This window comes from Curtobacterium flaccumfaciens UCD-AKU, from assembly GCF_000349565.1.
In the GTDB taxonomy this organism is placed as follows: Bacteria; Actinomycetota; Actinomycetes; order Actinomycetales; family Microbacteriaceae; genus Curtobacterium; species Curtobacterium poinsettiae.
This window is the reverse complement of record NZ_APJN01000018.1, coordinates 62,604-79,849: the sequence shown is the minus strand read 5'-3', so window position 1 is coordinate 79,849 and position 17,246 is coordinate 62,604. Positions and strand designations below refer to the sequence as shown.

The window sequence follows — 17,246 nt, the reverse complement described above, 5'->3', positions numbered from 1 at the left end:
CAATGGCGAACTCAACCAAGACCGTCAAGGGCCTCCTCGGCAAGAAGCTCGGGATGACCCAGGTGTGGGACGAGAACAACAAGTTCATCCCCGTCACCGTGATCGAGGTCGGCCCGAACGTGGTCACCCAGATCCGCAACGCTGAGCGCGACGGCTACGAGGCGATCCAGATCGCCGCCGGTGCCATCGACCCGCGCAAGGTCAACAAGCCGGCCGCTGGCCACTTCGAGGCCGCTGGCGTGACCCCGCGTCGCACCCTCACCGAGATCCGTACCAACGACTCCGCTGAGTACACGCTCGGCCAGGAGCTCACCGTGGACAGCACGTTCACGGCGGGCCAGAAGGTCGACGTCGTCGGTACCTCCAAGGGCAAGGGCTTCGCCGGTGTCATGAAGCGCCACGGCTTCCACGGCGTCGGCGCCTCGCACGGTGCGCACCGCAACCACCGCAAGCCCGGCTCGATCGGTGCTTCCTCGACCCCGTCGCGTGTCTTCAAGGGCATGCGCATGGCCGGTCGTATGGGTGGCGACCGCGTGACCGTCCTCAACCTCACGGTGCACGCCGTCGACGCCGAGAAGGGTCTGCTGCTCGTCAAGGGCGCCGTCCCCGGTGCTCGTGGCCGCTCCGTCTTCGTCCGCACCGCCGTGAAGGGTAAGTGATCATGGCCACCACGACCGCAACCACGATCGACGTCCTCGACGCATCGGGTGCCAAGTCCGGCACCGTCGAGCTCCCCGCAGCTCTCTTCGACGTCGAGACCAACGTCCCGCTGATCCACCAGGTCGTCACCGCGCAGCTCGCAGCCGCGCGTCAGGGCACCCACAAGACCAAGAACCGCGGCGAAGTCCGCGGTGCCGGTCGCAAGCCGTTCAAGCAGAAGGGCACCGGCCGCGCCCGTCAGGGTTCCGTCCGTGCTCCGGAGCACACCGGCGGTGGCGTCGTCCACGGACCGACCCCGCGTGACTACTCGCAGCGCACCCCGAAGAAGATGATCGCCGCTGCTCTGCTCGGCTCGCTCTCGGACCGCGCCCGCGGTGGCCGCATCTCCGCTGTGGAGGGCTTCGTCGCGGCTGAACTGCCGTCGACCAAGACCGCCCGCACGCTCCTCGAGAAGGTCGCGCCCGTCAAGAACGTGCTCGTCGTGCTCGAGACGGACGACGAGCTGACGCTCAAGTCGATCCGCAACCTGTCGAACGTCCACGCGCTCTCGTACGGCCAGCTCAACGCCTACGACGTGCTGCGTTCGGACGCCGTCGTCTTCAGCAAGAGCGCCCTCGACGCCTTCATCGCGTCGAAGACCGCGAAGGAGATCACCGCATGAGCGGCTTCAACAAGGACCCGCGCGACGTCGTCATCTCGCCGGTCGTCTCGGAGAAGAGCTACGCGCTCATCGACCAGGGCAAGTACACGTTCATCGTGGACCCCCGCTCGAACAAGACCGAGATCAAGCTCGCCATCGAGAAGATCTTCAACGTCAAGGTCGCGAGCATCAACACGCTGAACCGCCCGGGCAAGACCCGTCGCACCAAGTTCGGTCTCGGCAAGCGCAAGGACACCAAGCGCGCCATCGTGACGCTCAAGTCCGGTTCGATCGACATCTTCACGGCTGTCGGCTGAGGACCAGAGGGATAAATCATGGCTATTCGTAACTACAAGCCGACGACCCCCGGTCGTCGCGGCTCGTCGGTCGCCGACTTCGCTGAGATCACCCGTTCGACTCCGGAGAAGTCACTGCTTCGTCCGCTGCCGAAGACCGGTGGTCGCAACAGCTCCGGCCGTATCACCACGCGTCACATCGGTGGTGGCCACAAGCGCCAGTACCGCGTGATCGACTTCCGTCGCTCCGACAAGGACGGCGTCGACGCCAAGGTCGCTCACATCGAGTACGACCCCAACCGCACTGCGCGCATCGCGCTCCTGCACTACGTGGACGGCACGAAGCGGTACATCATCGCGCCGAACAAGCTGAAGCAGGGCGACGTCGTCGAGCAGGGCCCCGGCGCCGACATCAAGCCCGGCAACAACCTGCCGCTGCGCAACATCCCCGTGGGTACCGTCGTGCACGCCATCGAGCTCCGCCCCGGTGGCGGCGCCAAGATGGCCCGCTCCGCGGGCGCCTCGGTGCGTCTCGTCGCCAAGGACGGCCCCTACGCGCAGCTCCGTCTGCCGTCGGGCGAGGTCCGCAACGTCGACGCACGCTGCCGCGCCACGATCGGCGAGGTCGGCAACGCCGAGCAGTCGAACATCAACTGGGGCAAGGCCGGCCGCATGCGCTGGAAGGGCGTCCGCCCGACCGTTCGTGGTGTCGCCATGAACCCGGTCGACCACCCGCACGGTGGTGGTGAGGGCAAGACGTCCGGTGGTCGTCACCCGGTCAGCCCCTGGGGCCAGTCCGAGGGCCGTACGCGCAAGCCGAACAAGCCGAGCGACAAGCTCATCGTCCGTCGCCGTAACGCCGGCAAGAAGCGCAAGTAGGAGTTCAGAAGATGCCACGCAGTCTGAAGAAGGGCCCCTTCGTCGACGAGCACCTGCTCCGCAAGGTCGTCACGCAGAACGAGGCCAACACCAAGAACGTGATCCGTACGTGGTCGCGTCGGTCGATGATCGTCCCGAACATGCTCGGGCACACGATCGCCGTCCACGACGGCCGCAAGCACATCCCGGTGTTCGTCACCGAGTCGATGGTCGGTCACAAGCTCGGCGAGTTCGCGCCGACCCGCACCTTCCGTGGTCACGTGAAGGACGACAAGAAGGGCCGTCGCCGCTGAGGCGGCGACGCAGAGGAGGAACGAAATGGTGGAGTCGATCGCACGCGTGCGACACATCCGCGTCACGCCTCAGAAGGCCCGTCGCGTCATCGAGCTGATCCGCGGCAAGCAGGCCCACGAGGCCCTCGCCATCCTGAAGTTCGCCCCCCAGGGCGCTTCGGAGCCCGTGTACAAGCTGGTCGCCTCGGCGATCGCGAACGCACGGGTCAAGGCGGACTCGACGAACAGCTTCCTCGACGAGCGCGACCTCTACGTGAGCCGCGTCTTCGTCGACGAGGGCACGACCCTGAAGCGGTTCCAGCCGCGCGCCCAGGGCCGCGCCTTCCGCATCAACAAGCGCACCAGCCACATCACGGTCGTCCTCGCGACGCCGGACGAGGTCGAGGCTGCCGCGACGAGCAAGAAGGCGAGCAACTAATGGGCCAGAAGGTCAACCCGTACGGTTTCCGTCTCGGGATCACGACGGACCACGTCTCGCACTGGTTCACCGACAGCAAGAAGGCCGGTCAGCGCTACGCCGACTACGTGGCCGAGGACATCAAGGTGCGCGAGTACCTGAAGAAGACCCTCGACCGCGCCGGTGTCGCACGCATCGAGCTCGAGCGCACCCGTGACCGTGTCCGCGTGGACATCCACACGGCTCGTCCGGGCATCGTCATCGGCCGCCGCGGCGCCGAGGCGGAGCGCGTTCGCGGTGAGCTCGAGAAGCTCACCAAGAAGCAGATCCAGCTGAACATCCTCGAGGTCAAGAACCCCGAGACCGAGGCCCAGCTCGTCGCGCAGGGCATCGCCGAGCAGCTCTCCGCTCGTGTCGCGTTCCGTCGCGCCATGCGCAAGGGCCTGCAGGGTGCACAGCGCGCCGGCGCCAAGGGTGTCCGCATCCAGGTGTCGGGTCGTCTCGGCGGCGCCGAGATGTCGCGTTCGGAGTTCTACCGCGAAGGCCGTGTGCCGCTGCACACGCTCCGCGCGAACATCGACTACGGCTTCTACGAGGCCCGGACCACGTTCGGCCGCATCGGCGTGAAGGTCTGGATCTACAAGGGCGACATCACGAACAAGGAGCTCGCTCGCGAGCAGGCGAACCAGCGTTCGTCGCGCCCCGAGCGTCGTGGCGGCCCGCGCGGTGAGCGTGGAGACCGTGGCGGCGACCGTCGTGGCGGCGACCGCGGTGACCGTCGCCCGCAGCAGGCCCCGCAGGACGCGCCGGCCGGCGCAGGAGTTGAGGCGTAACCATGCTTATTCCCCGTCGAGTCAAGCACCGCAAGCAGCACCACCCGAAGCGTTCGGGTCAGGCAACCGGTGGTACCAAGGTCAGCTTCGGCGACTATGGCATCCAGGCCCTCACCCCGGCGTACGTGACCAACCGTCAGATCGAGTCCGCTCGTATCGCCATGACGCGTCACATCAAGCGTGGTGGCAAGGTCTGGATCAACATCTACCCGGACCGTCCGCTGACCAAGAAGCCCGCCGAGACCCGCATGGGTTCCGGTAAGGGTTCGCCCGAGTGGTGGGTCGCGAACGTGAAGCCGGGCCGGGTGCTCTTCGAGCTCTCCGGCGTCAGCGAGGAGATCGCCCGCGAGGCGTTGACTCGTGCAATCCACAAGCTGCCCCTCAAGGCACGCATCATCAAGCGCGAGGAGGGCGACGCATAATGGCGATCGGTTCCAAGGAGCTCCGTCCGACGGAGCTCGACACGTTCGAGAACGAGCGTCTCGCTGACGAGCTGAAGAAGGCCAAGGAGGAGCTCTTCAACCTCCGCTTCCAGTCGGCCACCGGCCAGCTGGAGAGCCACGGTCGTCTCCGTGCCGTCAAGCGCGACATCGCCCGCATCTACACCGTCCTCCGCGAGCGCGAGCTCGGCATCCGTGCCACTCCCGCGCCCGTCGAGACCGCCCCCAAGGCCAAGAAGACGACGAAGAAGGCTGACAAGCCGGCCGAGTCGACCGAGGCCGAGACCGCCGAGGAGAAGTAATGGCGAACGAAGAGAAGAACTCCGCCGCCCTCACTCGCGGCTACCGCAAGACGCGTCGCGGCTACGTGACGAGCGACAAGATGGACAAGACCATCGTGGTCGAGGTCGAGGACCGCGTGAAGCACGCGCTCTACGGCAAGATCATCCGTCGTACGTCCAAGGTGAAGGCCCACGACGAGCTCGGCACCGCTGGTGTCGGCGACCTCGTCGTGATCAGCGAGACCCGTCCCCTCAGCGCGTCCAAGCGCTGGCGCCTGGTCGAGATCCTCGAGAAGGCCAAGTAGGCCTCGGCCTGCTTCGGAATAGGAGACAGCAGTGATTCAGCAGGAATCCCGCCTGAAGGTCGCCGACAACACGGGTGCCAAGGAGATCTTGACCATCCGCGTGCTCGGTGGCTCGGGTCGTCGCTACGCCGGCCTCGGTGACGTCATCGTCGCCACGGTGAAGGACGCCATCCCCGGCGGCAACGTGAAGAAGGGTGACGTCGTCAAGGCCGTCATCGTTCGCACCAAGAAGGAGACCCGTCGTCAGGACGGCTCCTACATCAAGTTCGACGAGAACGCGGCAGTGATCCTCAAGGCCGACGGCGACCCGCGCGGTACGCGCATCTTCGGTCCGGTCGGTCGCGAGCTCCGTGACAAGAAGTTCATGAAGATCATCTCGCTCGCGCCGGAGGTGCTGTAAGCCATGGCGAACATCAAGAAGGGTGACCTCGTCCAGGTCATCACGGGCGCGACGCAGGAGCGTGGCGGCGACCGTGGCAAGCAGGGCAAGGTCATCGAGGTCCTCAAGGACAAGAACCGCGTCGTCGTCGAGGGCGTGAACTTCGTCACGAAGCACGTCCGCGTCGGCCAGACGCAGCGTGGTTCGAAGACCGGTGGCATCGAGCAGCACGAAGCCTCGATCCACGTCTCGAACGTCGCGCTCGTCGACCCGAAGACGAAGAAGCCGACGCGTGTCGGTTTCCGCACCGAAGAGGTGGAGAAGGACGGCGTCAAGAAGACCGTCCGTGTCCGCTACGCGAAGAAGTCTGGTGAGAAGCTCTGATGACTGACACGACTGCTGCGCCCGCTGGCAAGATCCAGCCGCGCCTCAAGCAGAAGTACCTGGCCGAGATCAAGACGGCCCTCACCGAGCAGTTCGGTTACGCGAACGTCAACCAGGTCCCCGGCCTGGTCAAGGTCGTCGTGAACACCGGTGTCGGTGAGGCAGCTCGCGACTCGAAGATCATCGAGGGGGCCATCAAGGACCTCACGGCGATCACGGGTCAGAAGCCCCAGGTGAACGTCGCCCGCAAGTCCATCGCACAGTTCAAGCTGCGCGAGGGTCAGGCCATCGGCGCGCACGTCACCCTCCGTGGTGACCGCGCGTGGGAGTTCCTCGACCGCCTGGTCACGCTCGCACTGCCCCGCATCCGCGACTTCCGCGGTCTCAGCGACAAGCAGTTCGACGGCAACGGCAACTACACGTTCGGTCTCACGGAGCAGTCCGTGTTCCACGAGATCGACCAGGACCGCATCGACCGTGTCCGCGGCTTCGACATCACTGTCGTGACCACCGCGAAGACGGACGACGAGGGACGCGCGCTGCTCCGGCAGCTCGGCTTCCCGTTCCGCTCCAACGAGCAGACGGTCTAAGCTACTTCGAGCAGTGCGGGCCGGAGGATTCACGTCCTCCGGCCCGCACGCACGAACACACCGATCTCGGGGAACCGCCCCGGGATCACTCGATCGCTCAGGTCGGCATTCGTGGAACGGGTGTCGAAACCAGGCGAGAAATGGACGAACATCATGACGATGACCGATCCGGTCGCAGACATGCTGACCAGATTGCGGAACGCGAACTCCGCGCACCACGACGCAGTCGCGCTCCCGAGCTCCAAGCTCAAGAAGAACATCGCCGACATCCTCAAGCGTGAGGGCTACATCAGCGAGTGGAAGGTGGAGGACGCCCGAGTCGGGCAGACCCTCACCATCGACCTGAAGTACGGCCCCGAGCGCGAGCGTTCGATCGCCGGCATCAAGCGCGTCTCGAAGCCGGGCCTCCGGGTCTACGCGAAGTCGACGGAGATCCCCCAGGTCCTCGGTGGCCTCGGTGTGGCGATCCTCTCGACCTCCTCCGGCCTCCTGACCGACCGCGAAGCCGAGCAGAAGGGCGTGGGTGGGGAAGTCCTCGCCTACGTGTGGTGATCGACAATGTCACGAATCGGACGTCTCCCCATCGACATCCCCGCCGGCGTCACCGTCTCCGTTGACGGTCAGAACGTGGCGGTCAAGGGCCCGAAGGGCGAGCTCGCGCTCGTCATCGCGGAGCCCATCCAGGCCAAGGTCGAGGAGAACCAGGTCCTCGTCACCCGTCCGGACGACGAGCGCGAGTCGCGTTCGCTCCACGGACTGACCCGGACCCTCATCGCCAACAACATCATCGGCGTGACCCAGGGCTACACCAAGGGCCTCGAGGTCGTCGGCACCGGTTACCGTGTCGCGGCCAAGGGCTCGAACCTCGAGTTCGCGCTCGGGTACTCCCACTCGATCACGGTCGAGCCGCCGGCGGGCATCAGCTTCGCGGTGGAGGGCAACAACAAGGTCACCGTCGCCGGTATCGACAAGCAGGCTGTCGGCGAGGTCGCCGCGAACATCCGGAAGCTCCGGAAGCCCGAGCCCTACAAGGGCAAGGGTGTCCGTTACGCCGGCGAGAACGTGCGCCGCAAGGCCGGAAAGTCAGGTAAGTGATCATGGGACTCCTCAAGACACGAGGCAAGAGCAAGGCGGCCGCCAAGGCGCGTCGTCACAACCGTCTCCGCAAGAAGATCACCGGCACCGAGGCTCGTCCCCGTCTCGCCGTCACCCGCTCGTCGCGTCACGTGTTCGTGCAGGTCATCGACGACGCGAAGGGTCACACCCTCGCCAGCGCCTCGACGATGGAGGCAGACCTCCGCTCGTTCGACGGCGACAAGACCGCCAAGGCCCGTCGCGTCGGTGAGCTCCTCGCCGAGCGCGCGAAGTCGGCTGGCGTCGAGGCCGTGGTCTTCGACCGCGGTGGCAGCAAGTACGCCGGTCGCGTCGCCGCGATCGCCGATGGTGCCCGTGAAGGAGGGCTGAACCTGTGAGCGACAACGCGAACACCAACGAAGACGCCAAGACCGAGGCCGTCGAGGCCACGGAGACCGAGGCAGTCGAGACCACGGAGGCCACCGAGGCGAGCACGGAGGCCACGGCCACCGATGCGACCGCCGAGGCACCTGCCGAGGGCGCCAAGACCGGCAAGGAGGCGGAGGCACCTGCCGTCGCCGAGCGTCCGGTCGAGACCGCCGCGGGTTCCGCGTCCAACAACCGCGACTCCGCTGACAACCGTGGCCGTCGTGGTGGCGGTCGTGACCGTCAGCAGGGCCGTGACCGCAACAACCGCGGTGGCGACAGCCAGTTCCTCGAGCGCGTGGTGACCATCAACCGCGTGTCGAAGGTCGTCAAGGGTGGTCGTCGCTTCAGCTTCACGGCGCTCGTCGTCGTCGGCGACGGCAACGGCCTCGTGGGCGTCGGCTACGGCAAGGCCAAGGAGGTCCCCACGGCGATCTCCAAGGGCGTCGAAGAGGCGAAGAAGAACTTCTTCCGCGTCCCCCGCGTCGGCAACACGATCCCGCACCCGGTGCAGGGTGAAGCCGCCGCTGGCGTCGTCCTCCTGCGTCCGGCAGGCCCCGGTACCGGTGTCATCGCCGGTGGTCCGGTCCGCGCCGTGCTCGAGTGCGCCGGCATCCACGACGTGCTGAGCAAGTCGCTCGGCTCGTCGAACACCATCAACATCGTGCACGCGACCGTCGAGGCTCTGAAGCAGCTCGAGGAGCCCCGCGCCGTCGCGAGCCGTCGTGGCCTCGACGTCGAGCGGGTCGTCCCGGCCCGTCTGCTCCAGGCCGAGGCCGCAGCCCTGCGTGCCGCGACCGAGAAGGCAGGTGCGTGATGGCGATGCTGAAGATCACGCAGATCAAGTCCGTTATCAGCGAGAAGCAGTACCAGCGCGACACCCTGCGCAGCCTGGGCCTCAAGCGCATCGGCCGTTCGGTCGAGCGTGAGGACAACTCCCAGAACCGCGGGTACATCGCGACGGTGGCGCACCTCGTGAAGGTCGAGGAGGTCGACGCATGAGCGACGAGAAGAACGAGCGCGTGCAGGTGCTGAAGCTGCACCACCTCCGTCCCGCAGAGGGCGCCAAGAAGGACCGCACCCGTGTGGGTCGCGGTGAGGGCTCGAAGGGCAAGACCGCTGGGCGTGGTACCAAGGGCACGAAGGCCCGTTACCAGGTCCGGGTCGGCTTCGAGGGTGGGCAGATGCCGCTGCACATGCGCACCCCGAAGCTCCGCGGGTTCAAGAACCCGTTCCGGGTCGAGTACCAGGTCGTGAACCTGGACAAGATCTCGGAGCTCTACCCCGATGGTGGCGACGTCACCGTTGCGGGCCTGGTCGCCAAGGGCGCCGTCCGCAAGAACGAGAAGGTCAAGGTTCTCGGTCAGGGTGACATCACCGTGAAGATCACGGTCGCGGTCGACAAGGTCTCGGCGTCCGCCGCCGAGAAGATCGTGGCTGCTGGCGGCACCGTCTCCCAGTAACCCCCGTCGGCGGCCCGTGCGTTTGCGCACGGGCCGCCGTTACGGTTTCCTTGACAGTGGCCGGCATCCGCCAGCCGGGTCGGCCCTGCCGACCGAAACCGGTCCGGCCGCGATCGACGGCCCCGGTCCCACAAGTTCGGAGTCATCGTGTTCAGAGCGGTCGCGCGCATCATGCGCACCCCTGATCTTCGCAAGAAGATCGGCTTCACCCTCGCGATCATCGCGCTGTTCCGTCTCGGGTCGTACATCCCGGCACCGTTCGTCGACTACACCGCTGTGCAGAGCTGTCTCGCCAGCGCGTCGTCCTCCGGCGGCCTCTACGACCTGATCAACCTCTTCTCCGGCGGCGCGCTGCTGAAGCTCTCGGTCTTCGCGCTCGGCATCATGCCGTACATCACGTCGTCGATCATCGTGCAGCTGCTGCGCGTGGTCATCCCGCACTTCGACACCCTCTACAAGGAGGGCCAGTCGGGCCAGGCGAAGCTGACGCAGTACACGCGGTACCTCACGATCGCGCTGGGCGTCCTGCAGTCCACGACCCTGATCACGGTCGCTCGTTCCGGCGCCCTGTTCGGCACCAACGCCTCCGCCTCCTGCACGTCGATCATCTCGAACGACAGCTGGTACGCCATCATGCTGATGGTCGTCACGCTGACCGCCGGCACCGGCATCATCATGTGGATGGGCGAGCTCGTCACCGAGCGCGGCATCGGCAACGGCATGTCGCTCCTGATCTTCACGTCGATCGCGGCGCAGTTCCCGTCGGCGCTCTGGGCGATCGAGCAGTCGCAGTCCTTCGAACTCTTCCTGTTCGTGATCCTCGTCGGACTCGTGATCATGATGGCCGTCGTGTTCGTGGAGCAGTCACAGCGCCGGATCCCCGTGCAGTACGCCAAGCGCATGGTCGGGCGGCGGACGTACGGCGGCAACAACACGTACATCCCGATCAAGGTGAACATGGCCGGCGTCGTGCCCGTCATCTTCGCCTCGTCGCTGCTGTACCTGCCGGCCCTGGTCGCGCAGTTCAACCAGCCCTCCGACGGCTCCGAGCCGGCCGCGTGGGTGACGTGGGTCCAGAACAACCTGACCTCGGGTGACAACTGGTTCTACATGGTCCTGTACTTCCTGCTCATCGTCGGGTTCACGTACTTCTACGTGGCGATCACCTTCAACCCCGAAGAGGTCGCCGACAACATGAAGAAGTACGGCGGGTTCATCCCCGGCATCCGTGCCGGGCGTCCGACCGCCGAGTACCTCGACTACGTCCTCACCCGGGTGACGCTGCCCGGCTCGCTCTACCTCGGTCTCATCGCGCTCATCCCGCTGGCAGCACTGGCGCTGTTCGGCGCGAACCAGAACTTCCCGTTCGGTGGCGCGAGCATCCTCATCATCGTGGGTGTCGGTCTCGAGACCGTGAAGCAGATCGACTCCCAGCTGCAGCAGCGTCACTACGAAGGGCTTCTCCGTTGAGCGCACGTCTCATCATCGTCGGACCTCCCGGAGCCGGGAAGGGCACCCAGGCCGGCCGCATCGCCGAGTCCTTCGGGATCCCCGCCATCTCGACCGGGGACATCTTCCGCAAGAACGTGGCAGAGGGCACGCCCCTCGGCGTCCAGGCGAAGGCGATCATGGACGCCGGCGACTACGTGCCGGACTCGCTCACGAACGAGCTCGTCAAGTCCCGTCTGCAGGAGCCGGACGCCGAGAACGGGTTCCTGCTCGACGGCTACCCCCGGACTGTCGGCCAGGTCGAGTACCTCGACGCACTGCTCGCTGAGCAGGGCACCGGGATCGACGCCGTCGTGCAGCTCGTCGCGGACCAGGACGAGCTCGTCGGTCGCCTGCTGAAGCGTGCTGAGGACCAGGGCCGCAGCGACGACAACGAGGAGACGATCCGTCGTCGTCAGCAGGTCTACGCCGAGCAGACGGCGCCCATCGTGGCGGCGTACGGCGAGCGTGGCCTGGTGGTCGACGTCGACGGCCTCGGCGGCATCGACGAGGTCGGCGACCGGATCCAGACCGCACTGTCGGGTCGCGGGCTCGCCGCGGCCGTCTGACCAGCGTGGTGCGGTTCCGGAAGCCCTCGATCTACAAGACCCCGGACGAGCTCCGGGCGATGGTCCGCCCGGGGCTGCTGACGGCTGAGGCGCTGGACGCCGTCCGTGCAGCGATCCGTCCCGGCGTCACCACCGGTGCGCTCGACGTGATCGCGGAGCGCACGATCCGCGACGGCGGCGGCATCCCGAACTTCCAGCTCGTCCCCGGCTACCGCCACACCCTGTGCGTCTCGGTGAACGACGAGATCGTGCACGGGATCCCCGGCGACCGCGTGCTCGCGCCCGGTGACATCGTGTCGGTCGACGCCGGTGCCGAGGTCGACGGTTGGAACGGCGACAGCGCCTTCACGACCGTCGTCCCCGGTGGCGACGAGACGGTCACGGTGGCTCGGCAGGCGCTCTGCGACACGACGGAGCGGTCGCTCTGGCACGGCATCGCAGCACTGGCCAGCGCCAAGAACCTGCACGAGGTCGGCTCGGCGGTGGAGGACGCGATCGACGAGACCGGTTCGTGGGGCATCGTCGAGGACTACACCGGCCACGGCATCGGCCGGTCGATGCACGAGGAACCACCCGTCTTCAACTACCGCGTCCGTGGCGCCGGTCCGGCCGTCAAGCCCGGCCTGGTGGTCGCCATCGAGCCCATGGTCACGGCCGGGTCGATCGACAGCTCGACGGACGACGACGACTGGACGGTCCGCACGCTGGACGGCAAGGACGCCGCCCACTGGGAGCACAGCGTCGCGGTGCACGCGTCCGGCATCTGGGTGCTCACCGCCGCCGACGGCGGCGCACGGGGCCTGGCCCCGCTGGGCGTGACGCCCGTCCCGATCCCGTAGGGCGGGCCTCCAGGGCTGGGCCTGATGGCCTGACGACCTGGAGGCGCGGCCCGGGTCCGCCCCGCCGGGTCCCCGTGTGTGCGGCGCGCGCTCAGGGCGCGTCAGGCGGACCGTGCAGGTGGGCGACCGACGGCGGCGGCCGTCAGTTGCCGACGGAGCAGGTCTGCTCCGAGGCGCTCTGCCCGGTGATCGACGAGGGCAGCGGTGTCGCCGACGCGGCCGGCGTCCGGGTGGCCGTTGCGCTCGACGAGGGTGCGGGGGTGCCGGCAGGCGACGAACCGCCAGTCGACGTTCCCGACGTTCCCGACGATCCCGACGACCCCGACGACCCCGACGACCCGGTCGTGCCCGACGATCCGCCGCTCGACGTCGACTCCTCGGACGCCCGGCCGGTGCTCGAGTCGCTCAGCGAGGACCGGACGTCGTTCTGCAGCGCCACGTTGAGCGTGTGCGCGGTCTCCTGGTCGACGACCACGCGCGCGTTGTCGGCGGGGTCGTCGACGACGGGGTACTGCACGAAGAGCATGTTGGCCGTGCTCATCCCACGCAGGGCGGCGGCGAGCTTGACCAGTGTCCCGGTCTGCGCCAGCCCGTCGGAGAGCGTCATGTTGGACAGCGCGGCACCGGCCAGCTTGTAGAGCGTGATGGGGTTCGAGAGGGTGCCGTCCGAGGTGACCTTGCGGAGCAGCGCCGAGAGGAACACCTGCTGCGAGCTGATCCGGGCCAGGTCGCTGCCGTCCCCGACACCGTGGCGACTGCGCAGGAAGGCCAGGGCGTCCGTGCCCTGGAGCGAGTGCGAGCCCTTCGTCAGGTGCAGGCCGGTGAACGTGTCGTCGATCGGCTGGGCGACGCAGACGTCGACGCCGCCCAGGGCGTTCGACATCTCGATGACACCGTCGAAGGTGATCAGGCCGGCGTAGGGGATGCTCAGGCCGGTCAGGTTCTCGACCGTGTCCACGACGCAGGAGACACCACCGTTGCCGAGTGCGGTGTTGAACATCGCCGACGTGGCGGCGGGGTAGGTCGTGCCGGTCGCGGGGTTCGTGCACGCCGGGATCGGGACCATCAGGTCACGGGGGAAGCTGACCGCGGTGAGCTGCTGGTGGTCGGCCGAGATGTGGATGAGCATCGTGACGTCGTTGCGAGCGCCCTCGACGTCCTCGTCGGAGTCGAACTGGCCGACACGGGTGTCGCTGCCGATGAGCAGGATGTTCGCCCCGCCCTTGATCGCCGAGATGTCGGCGGTCTTCGCGGTGCTCTGGTCGTCGGTGCTGAGCGCGACGGTGCGGGGAGCGGACGACAGCTGTGCGCCGGCGATCGCGGCGACGCTCGTGCCGCTGACGAGCAGGACGGCGACGGCGGACGCCACGACGGTGACGAGCGTGCCCCAACCCCGGCGACGGGCCTGCTTGCCGTGACTGGCGAAGGGGCGTCGTGTGGCGTCGGGCACGTGTTCTCCGTTCGGTGGTCCGACGCGTTGGCTGCTGGCGCGGCGGACGTGGCTGCGGAGCAAAACTACGGTTCGCACGCATGAGCGCACCCGGAGCGCGCCGTCAAACCACTGTGGAACGCTCAGACACTGCTCCGGAAGCCCCAGACGTGGGGTGTTCCGCGCCCCCACTTGGCAATTGCGGGTTTACCACATAAGATCGATGTTTGGTGTGTCATGCCCTCTCGGGTGTGGCGACCGACCCGCAGACCGGTTCGGGGATCACACCTGTTCCACAACCAAGCGACAGTGAGGCTATGGCCAAGAAAGACGGCGTCATCGAGATCGAAGGCTCGGTGCTCGAAGCTCTGCCCAACGCGATGTTCCGCGTTGAGCTGACGAACGGACACAAGGTCCTCGCGCACATCTCCGGGAAGATGCGCCAGCACTACATCCGCATCCTCCCCGAGGACCGCGTGATCGTGGAGCTGAGCCCGTACGACCTGACCCGCGGCCGGATCGTCTACCGCTACAAGTGATCCGCGAGCTGGAAAGGAACGGCACGGCAATCCTGCCGAGCACGAAGCCAGCGAGCACGAGGAAAGAACCATGAAGGTCAACCCCAGCGTCAAGCCCATCTGCGAACACTGCCGTGTGATTCGCCGCAAGGGCCGCGTCATGGTGATCTGCAAGAGCAACCCGCGTCACAAGCAGCGCCAGGGCTAGTCCCGGGCGCGTGACCGGCGCCGACGGTGTCCCTCGGACACCAGGCTGCTCGAGCACGACCCACAACTGAAGATCGACAACGCAGTACCAGAACCCGACCGCACGACGGCCGGGGGACACCTCGGGGCGGAGGCCCGAGCACCGGTACTGCGCCACACCTCCATCGACAACAGGAGCAGCCATCACATGGCACGTCTAGCAGGCGTCGACATCCCGCGCGAGAAGCGCGTGGAGATCGCACTCACGTACATCTACGGCGTCGGCCGTACCCGCGCCGTCCAGGCACTGACGGAGACCGGTATCTCCGGTGACATCCGCGTCAAGGACCTGACCGACGACCAGCTCGTCGCCCTCCGTGACTTCATCGAGGGCAACTTCAAGGTCGAGGGTGACCTCCGCCGTGAGGTCGCCGCCGACATCCGACGCAAGGTCGAGATCGGCAGCTACGAGGGTCTTCGCCACCGTCGTGGTCTCCCGGTGCGCGGTCAGCGCACCAAGACCAACGCTCGTACCCGCAAGGGACCGAAGCGCACCGTGGCAGGCAAGAAGAAGGCTCGATAGGAGACCCCGATGGCTACCCCCAAGACTGCCGCGCGCAAGCCGCGCCGCAAGGAGAAGAAGAACGTCGCTGTGGGCCAGGCCCACATCAAGAGCACGTTCAACAACACGATCGTCAGCATCACCGACCCGTCGGGTGCCGTCCTCAGCTGGGCGTCCTCGGGTGCCGTGGGCTTCAAGGGTTCGCGCAAGTCGACGCCGTTCGCGGCGCAGCTCGCTGCCGAGTCCGCTGCGCGTCAGGCGCAGGAGCACGGCGTCAAGAAGGTCGACGTCTTCGTGAAGGGCCCGGGTTCGGGTCGCGAGACCGCGATCCGTTCCCTCCAGGCCGCTGGCCTCGAGGTCGGCTCGATCAACGACGTCACGCCGCAGGCGCACAACGGGTGCCGCCCGCCCAAGCGCCGCCGCGTCTGACGCGAGGAGCAACCGGCCGCGCCCTGCTCGTCCCCTGACCGGATCAGTTCCGGCGAGGGCGGGCAGGGCCCGCGGCCATTCCTGGTCGTTCGATCGCGCACGTGTGTGCGCGTGATCACAACTCAACAGACCCGTCGGGGCCCATGCGGCCCCGTCGTACCGCCAAGTGTCATATAGCGGACACTTCGCCGAAAGGAATCCCACAGTGCTCATTGCACAGCGCCCCACCCTGACCGAGGAGCCGATCTCCGAGCACCGCTCGCGCTTCGTCATCGAGCCGCTCGAGCCCGGCTTCGGGTACACCCTCGGCAACTCGCTGCGCCGCACGCTCCTCTCCTCGATCCCCGGCGCGGCTGTCACCAGCATCCGCATCGACGGCGTCCTCCACGAGTTCAGCACCGTTCCCGGTGTCAAGGAAGACGTCACCGAGATCATCCTCAACATCAAGAGCCTGGTCGTCTCCAGCGAGCACGACGAGCCCATCACGGCGTACCTGCGCAAGCAGGGTGCCGGTCAGGTCACCGCAGCGGACATCTCCGCTCCGGCCGGCGTCGAGATCCACAACCCGGAACTCGTCATCGCGACCCTGAACGACACCGCGCGCTTCGAGCTCGAGCTGACGATCGAGCGTGGCCGTGGCTACGTCTCGGCGACGCAGAACCGTTCCGAGTTCAGCGAAGCCGGTCAGATCCCGATCGACTCGATCTACTCGCCCGTCCTCAAGGTCACCTACCGCGTCGAGGCGACGCGTGCCGGTGAGCGCACGGACTTCGACCGCCTGGTCGTCGACGTCGAAGCGAAGCCGGCCATCACGCCGCGCGACGCCATCGCGTCGGCCGGTCGCACGCTGGTCGAGCTGTTCGGGCTCGCTCGCGAGCTCAACACGGCGGCCGAGGGCATCGAGATCGGCCCCGCGCCGGTCGACGCCGTGCTCTCGAACGAACTGCAGACCCCGATCGAGGACCTCGACCTGTCGGTCCGCAGCTACAACTGCCTGAAGCGGGAGGGCATCAACACGGTGTCCGAGCTCGTCGCCCTGTCGGAGACGCAGCTCATGAACATCCGCAACTTCGGTCAGAAGTCGGTGGACGAGGTCAAGGACAAGCTCACCGAGCTCGGCCTGTCCCTCAAGGACACCGTCCCCGGATTCGACGGCGCCCACTTCTACAGCGGGTACGACGAGGACGAGTCCAACAACTGACCTCGCGCTCACGCGCAAGCGCGCTGACACCGCGCGCACCACTTTCACCACTGGAGAACTGACATGCCGAAGCCCACCAAGGGCCCCCGCCTCGGTGGCGGTCCCGCCCACGAGCGCCTGCTCCTGAGCAACCTCGCCAACGCCCTCTTCACGCACGGTCGCATCACGACCACCGAGACGAAGGCCAAGCGCCTCCGTCCGGTCGCGGAGCGTCTCATCACGTTCGCGAAGCGCGGCGACCTGCACGCGCGTCGTCGTGTGATCAGCATCCTGCGCGACAAGTCCGTCGTGCACACGCTGTTCACCGAGATCGCCCCCCAGGTCGAGGACCGCCAGGGTGGTTACACCCGCATCACGAAGCTCGGCTTCCGCAAGGGCGACAACGCCCCGCTGGCGTCGATCGAGCTCGTCCTCGAGCCCGTCTCGAGCACGCCCGCTCCGGTCAAGCGCAACTCGGCTCCGGCCGCTGCTGCCGCCCCGGCCGCCGACGAGACCACCGAGGAGGCCCCGGTCGAGGAGACCGAGACCACCGAGGCGTCCGCCCCGGTCGAGACCGAGTCCGAGACCGAGGCAGCTGCCGAGGTCGAGGCCGACGCCGCCGAGAAGTCGGACGACGCCGACACCAAGTAGTCCGGTGCGCCCCTGGCGCGCTGCACCACCACGACGAAGCCCCCGCGACCCAGGT

29 protein-coding genes are annotated in these 17,246 nt (G+C 67.2%); 28 read left to right on the top strand and 1 reads right to left on the bottom strand.

Annotation, left to right across the window (positions count from 1 at the left end):
* The first annotated feature begins 2 nt into the window (after nt 1-2).
* From rplC to map, 22 genes are all read left to right on the top strand, one after another.
* Nucleotides 3-659: a 50S ribosomal protein L3 gene (rplC, locus tag H489_RS20680; RefSeq protein ID WP_017885533.1), complete on the top strand. Its 657-nt coding sequence runs from the start codon at nt 3-5 to the stop codon at nt 657-659.
* A gap of 2 nt (nt 660-661) precedes the next feature.
* Nucleotides 662-1,321 carry a 50S ribosomal protein L4 gene (gene rplD, locus H489_RS20675; RefSeq protein WP_027466730.1) on the top strand — a complete coding sequence of 220 codons (660 nt, stop codon included), beginning with the start codon at nt 662-664 and terminating at the stop codon, nt 1,319-1,321.
* Nucleotides 1,318-1,617, top strand: coding sequence for a 50S ribosomal protein L23 (gene rplW, locus H489_RS20670; protein WP_017885531.1), 300 nt, complete (start codon nt 1,318-1,320; stop codon nt 1,615-1,617). The genes rplD and rplW overlap by 4 nt, the downstream gene beginning before the upstream one ends.
* A gap of 18 nt (nt 1,618-1,635) precedes the next feature.
* Nucleotides 1,636-2,475 (top strand): 50S ribosomal protein L2, encoded by an 840-nt coding sequence (gene rplB, locus H489_RS20665; protein WP_017885530.1) that lies wholly within the window; start codon nt 1,636-1,638, stop codon nt 2,473-2,475.
* Nucleotides 2,476-2,486: 11 nt separating this feature from the next.
* Complete coding sequence (gene rpsS / locus H489_RS20660; RefSeq protein WP_017885529.1) at nt 2,487-2,768, top strand: 30S ribosomal protein S19; 282 nt, start codon at nt 2,487-2,489, stop codon at nt 2,766-2,768.
* A gap of 25 nt (nt 2,769-2,793) precedes the next feature.
* The gene (gene rplV, locus H489_RS20655; RefSeq protein WP_017885528.1) at nt 2,794-3,186 is read left to right on the top strand and encodes a 50S ribosomal protein L22; all 393 of its coding nucleotides are present in this window, start codon (nt 2,794-2,796) and stop codon (nt 3,184-3,186) included.
* Entirely contained in the window at nt 3,186-3,998 is an 813-nt protein-coding gene (gene rpsC, locus H489_RS20650; protein WP_017885527.1) for a 30S ribosomal protein S3, read from the top strand. The genes rplV and rpsC overlap by 1 nt, the downstream gene beginning before the upstream one ends.
* Nucleotides 3,999-4,000: 2 nt before the next feature.
* On the top strand, nt 4,001-4,420 hold the full coding sequence (rplP, locus tag H489_RS20645; protein ID WP_017885526.1) for a 50S ribosomal protein L16: 420 nt from the start codon (nt 4,001-4,003) through the stop codon (nt 4,418-4,420).
* Nucleotides 4,420-4,740, top strand: a complete 321-nt coding sequence (gene rpmC / locus H489_RS38565; RefSeq protein WP_017885525.1) for a 50S ribosomal protein L29 — start codon at nt 4,420-4,422, stop codon at nt 4,738-4,740. Before rplP ends, rpmC begins: the two co-directional genes overlap by 1 nt.
* On the top strand, nt 4,740-5,024 hold the full coding sequence (gene rpsQ / locus H489_RS20635; RefSeq protein ID WP_017885524.1) for a 30S ribosomal protein S17: 285 nt from the start codon (nt 4,740-4,742) through the stop codon (nt 5,022-5,024). Before rpmC ends, rpsQ begins: the two co-directional genes overlap by 1 nt.
* A gap of 31 nt (nt 5,025-5,055) precedes the next feature.
* Complete coding sequence (rplN, locus tag H489_RS20630) at nt 5,056-5,424, top strand: 50S ribosomal protein L14 (RefSeq protein ID WP_017885523.1); 369 nt, start codon at nt 5,056-5,058, stop codon at nt 5,422-5,424.
* Between the two features lie 3 nt (nt 5,425-5,427).
* On the top strand, nt 5,428-5,787 hold the full coding sequence (gene rplX / locus H489_RS20625) for a 50S ribosomal protein L24 (protein WP_017885522.1): 360 nt from the start codon (nt 5,428-5,430) through the stop codon (nt 5,785-5,787).
* On the top strand, nt 5,787-6,377 hold the full coding sequence (gene rplE / locus H489_RS20620) for a 50S ribosomal protein L5 (protein WP_017885521.1): 591 nt from the start codon (nt 5,787-5,789) through the stop codon (nt 6,375-6,377). Before rplX ends, rplE begins: the two co-directional genes overlap by 1 nt.
* Nucleotides 6,378-6,530: 153 nt before the next feature.
* Entirely contained in the window at nt 6,531-6,929 is a 399-nt protein-coding gene (gene rpsH, locus H489_RS20615; protein ID WP_017885519.1) for a 30S ribosomal protein S8, read from the top strand.
* A 6-nt stretch (nt 6,930-6,935) separates the two neighbouring features.
* Nucleotides 6,936-7,472, top strand: coding sequence for a 50S ribosomal protein L6 (gene rplF / locus H489_RS20610; RefSeq protein ID WP_017885518.1), 537 nt, complete (start codon nt 6,936-6,938; stop codon nt 7,470-7,472).
* Nucleotides 7,473-7,474: 2 nt separating this feature from the next.
* The gene (gene rplR, locus H489_RS20605; protein WP_031259041.1) at nt 7,475-7,849 is read left to right on the top strand and encodes a 50S ribosomal protein L18; all 375 of its coding nucleotides are present in this window, start codon (nt 7,475-7,477) and stop codon (nt 7,847-7,849) included.
* Complete coding sequence (gene rpsE / locus H489_RS38560; RefSeq protein WP_017885516.1) at nt 7,846-8,694, top strand: 30S ribosomal protein S5; 849 nt, start codon at nt 7,846-7,848, stop codon at nt 8,692-8,694. Before rplR ends, rpsE begins: the two co-directional genes overlap by 4 nt.
* Nucleotides 8,694-8,879 (top strand): 50S ribosomal protein L30, encoded by a 186-nt coding sequence (rpmD, locus tag H489_RS20595; RefSeq protein WP_017885515.1) that lies wholly within the window; start codon nt 8,694-8,696, stop codon nt 8,877-8,879. The genes rpsE and rpmD overlap by 1 nt, the downstream gene beginning before the upstream one ends.
* Nucleotides 8,876-9,340, top strand: a complete 465-nt coding sequence (rplO, locus tag H489_RS20590) for a 50S ribosomal protein L15 (protein ID WP_017885514.1) — start codon at nt 8,876-8,878, stop codon at nt 9,338-9,340. The genes rpmD and rplO overlap by 4 nt, the downstream gene beginning before the upstream one ends.
* A gap of 147 nt (nt 9,341-9,487) precedes the next feature.
* On the top strand, nt 9,488-10,810 hold the full coding sequence (gene secY, locus H489_RS20585) for a preprotein translocase subunit SecY (RefSeq protein ID WP_017885513.1): 1,323 nt from the start codon (nt 9,488-9,490) through the stop codon (nt 10,808-10,810).
* Nucleotides 10,807-11,397, top strand: coding sequence for an adenylate kinase (locus tag H489_RS20580; protein ID WP_017885512.1), 591 nt, complete (start codon nt 10,807-10,809; stop codon nt 11,395-11,397). Before secY ends, H489_RS20580 begins: the two co-directional genes overlap by 4 nt.
* Before the next feature lie 59 nt (nt 11,398-11,456).
* Nucleotides 11,457-12,236, top strand: coding sequence for a type I methionyl aminopeptidase (gene map, locus H489_RS20575; protein ID WP_042537634.1), 780 nt, complete (start codon nt 11,457-11,459; stop codon nt 12,234-12,236).
* A 142-nt stretch (nt 12,237-12,378) separates the two neighbouring features.
* Here map and H489_RS20570 read toward each other — a convergent pair whose 3' ends face one another.
* Nucleotides 12,379-13,686, bottom strand: coding sequence for an LCP family protein (locus tag H489_RS20570; protein WP_017885510.1), 1,308 nt, complete (start codon nt 13,684-13,686; stop codon nt 12,379-12,381).
* Nucleotides 13,687-13,982: 296 nt separating this feature from the next.
* Here H489_RS20570 and infA point away from each other — a divergent pair, with 296 nt between their 5' ends.
* From infA to rplQ, 6 genes are all read left to right on the top strand, one after another.
* Entirely contained in the window at nt 13,983-14,204 is a 222-nt protein-coding gene (infA, locus tag H489_RS20565) for a translation initiation factor IF-1 (protein ID WP_017885509.1), read from the top strand.
* Between the two features lie 70 nt (nt 14,205-14,274).
* Entirely contained in the window at nt 14,275-14,391 is a 117-nt protein-coding gene (rpmJ, locus tag H489_RS37185) for a 50S ribosomal protein L36 (RefSeq protein WP_022903266.1), read from the top strand.
* Nucleotides 14,392-14,577: 186 nt separating this feature from the next.
* Nucleotides 14,578-14,952 carry a 30S ribosomal protein S13 gene (gene rpsM, locus H489_RS20560; RefSeq protein WP_017885508.1) on the top strand — a complete coding sequence of 125 codons (375 nt, stop codon included), beginning with the start codon at nt 14,578-14,580 and terminating at the stop codon, nt 14,950-14,952.
* Between the two features lie 9 nt (nt 14,953-14,961).
* The gene (rpsK, locus tag H489_RS20555) at nt 14,962-15,360 is read left to right on the top strand and encodes a 30S ribosomal protein S11 (RefSeq protein ID WP_017885507.1); all 399 of its coding nucleotides are present in this window, start codon (nt 14,962-14,964) and stop codon (nt 15,358-15,360) included.
* Nucleotides 15,361-15,565: 205 nt separating this feature from the next.
* Nucleotides 15,566-16,561, top strand: a complete 996-nt coding sequence (locus tag H489_RS20550) for a DNA-directed RNA polymerase subunit alpha (RefSeq protein ID WP_017885506.1) — start codon at nt 15,566-15,568, stop codon at nt 16,559-16,561.
* Between the two features lie 63 nt (nt 16,562-16,624).
* Entirely contained in the window at nt 16,625-17,191 is a 567-nt protein-coding gene (gene rplQ / locus H489_RS20545; protein ID WP_017885505.1) for a 50S ribosomal protein L17, read from the top strand.
* The last annotated feature ends 55 nt before the right edge of the window (nt 17,192-17,246 follow it).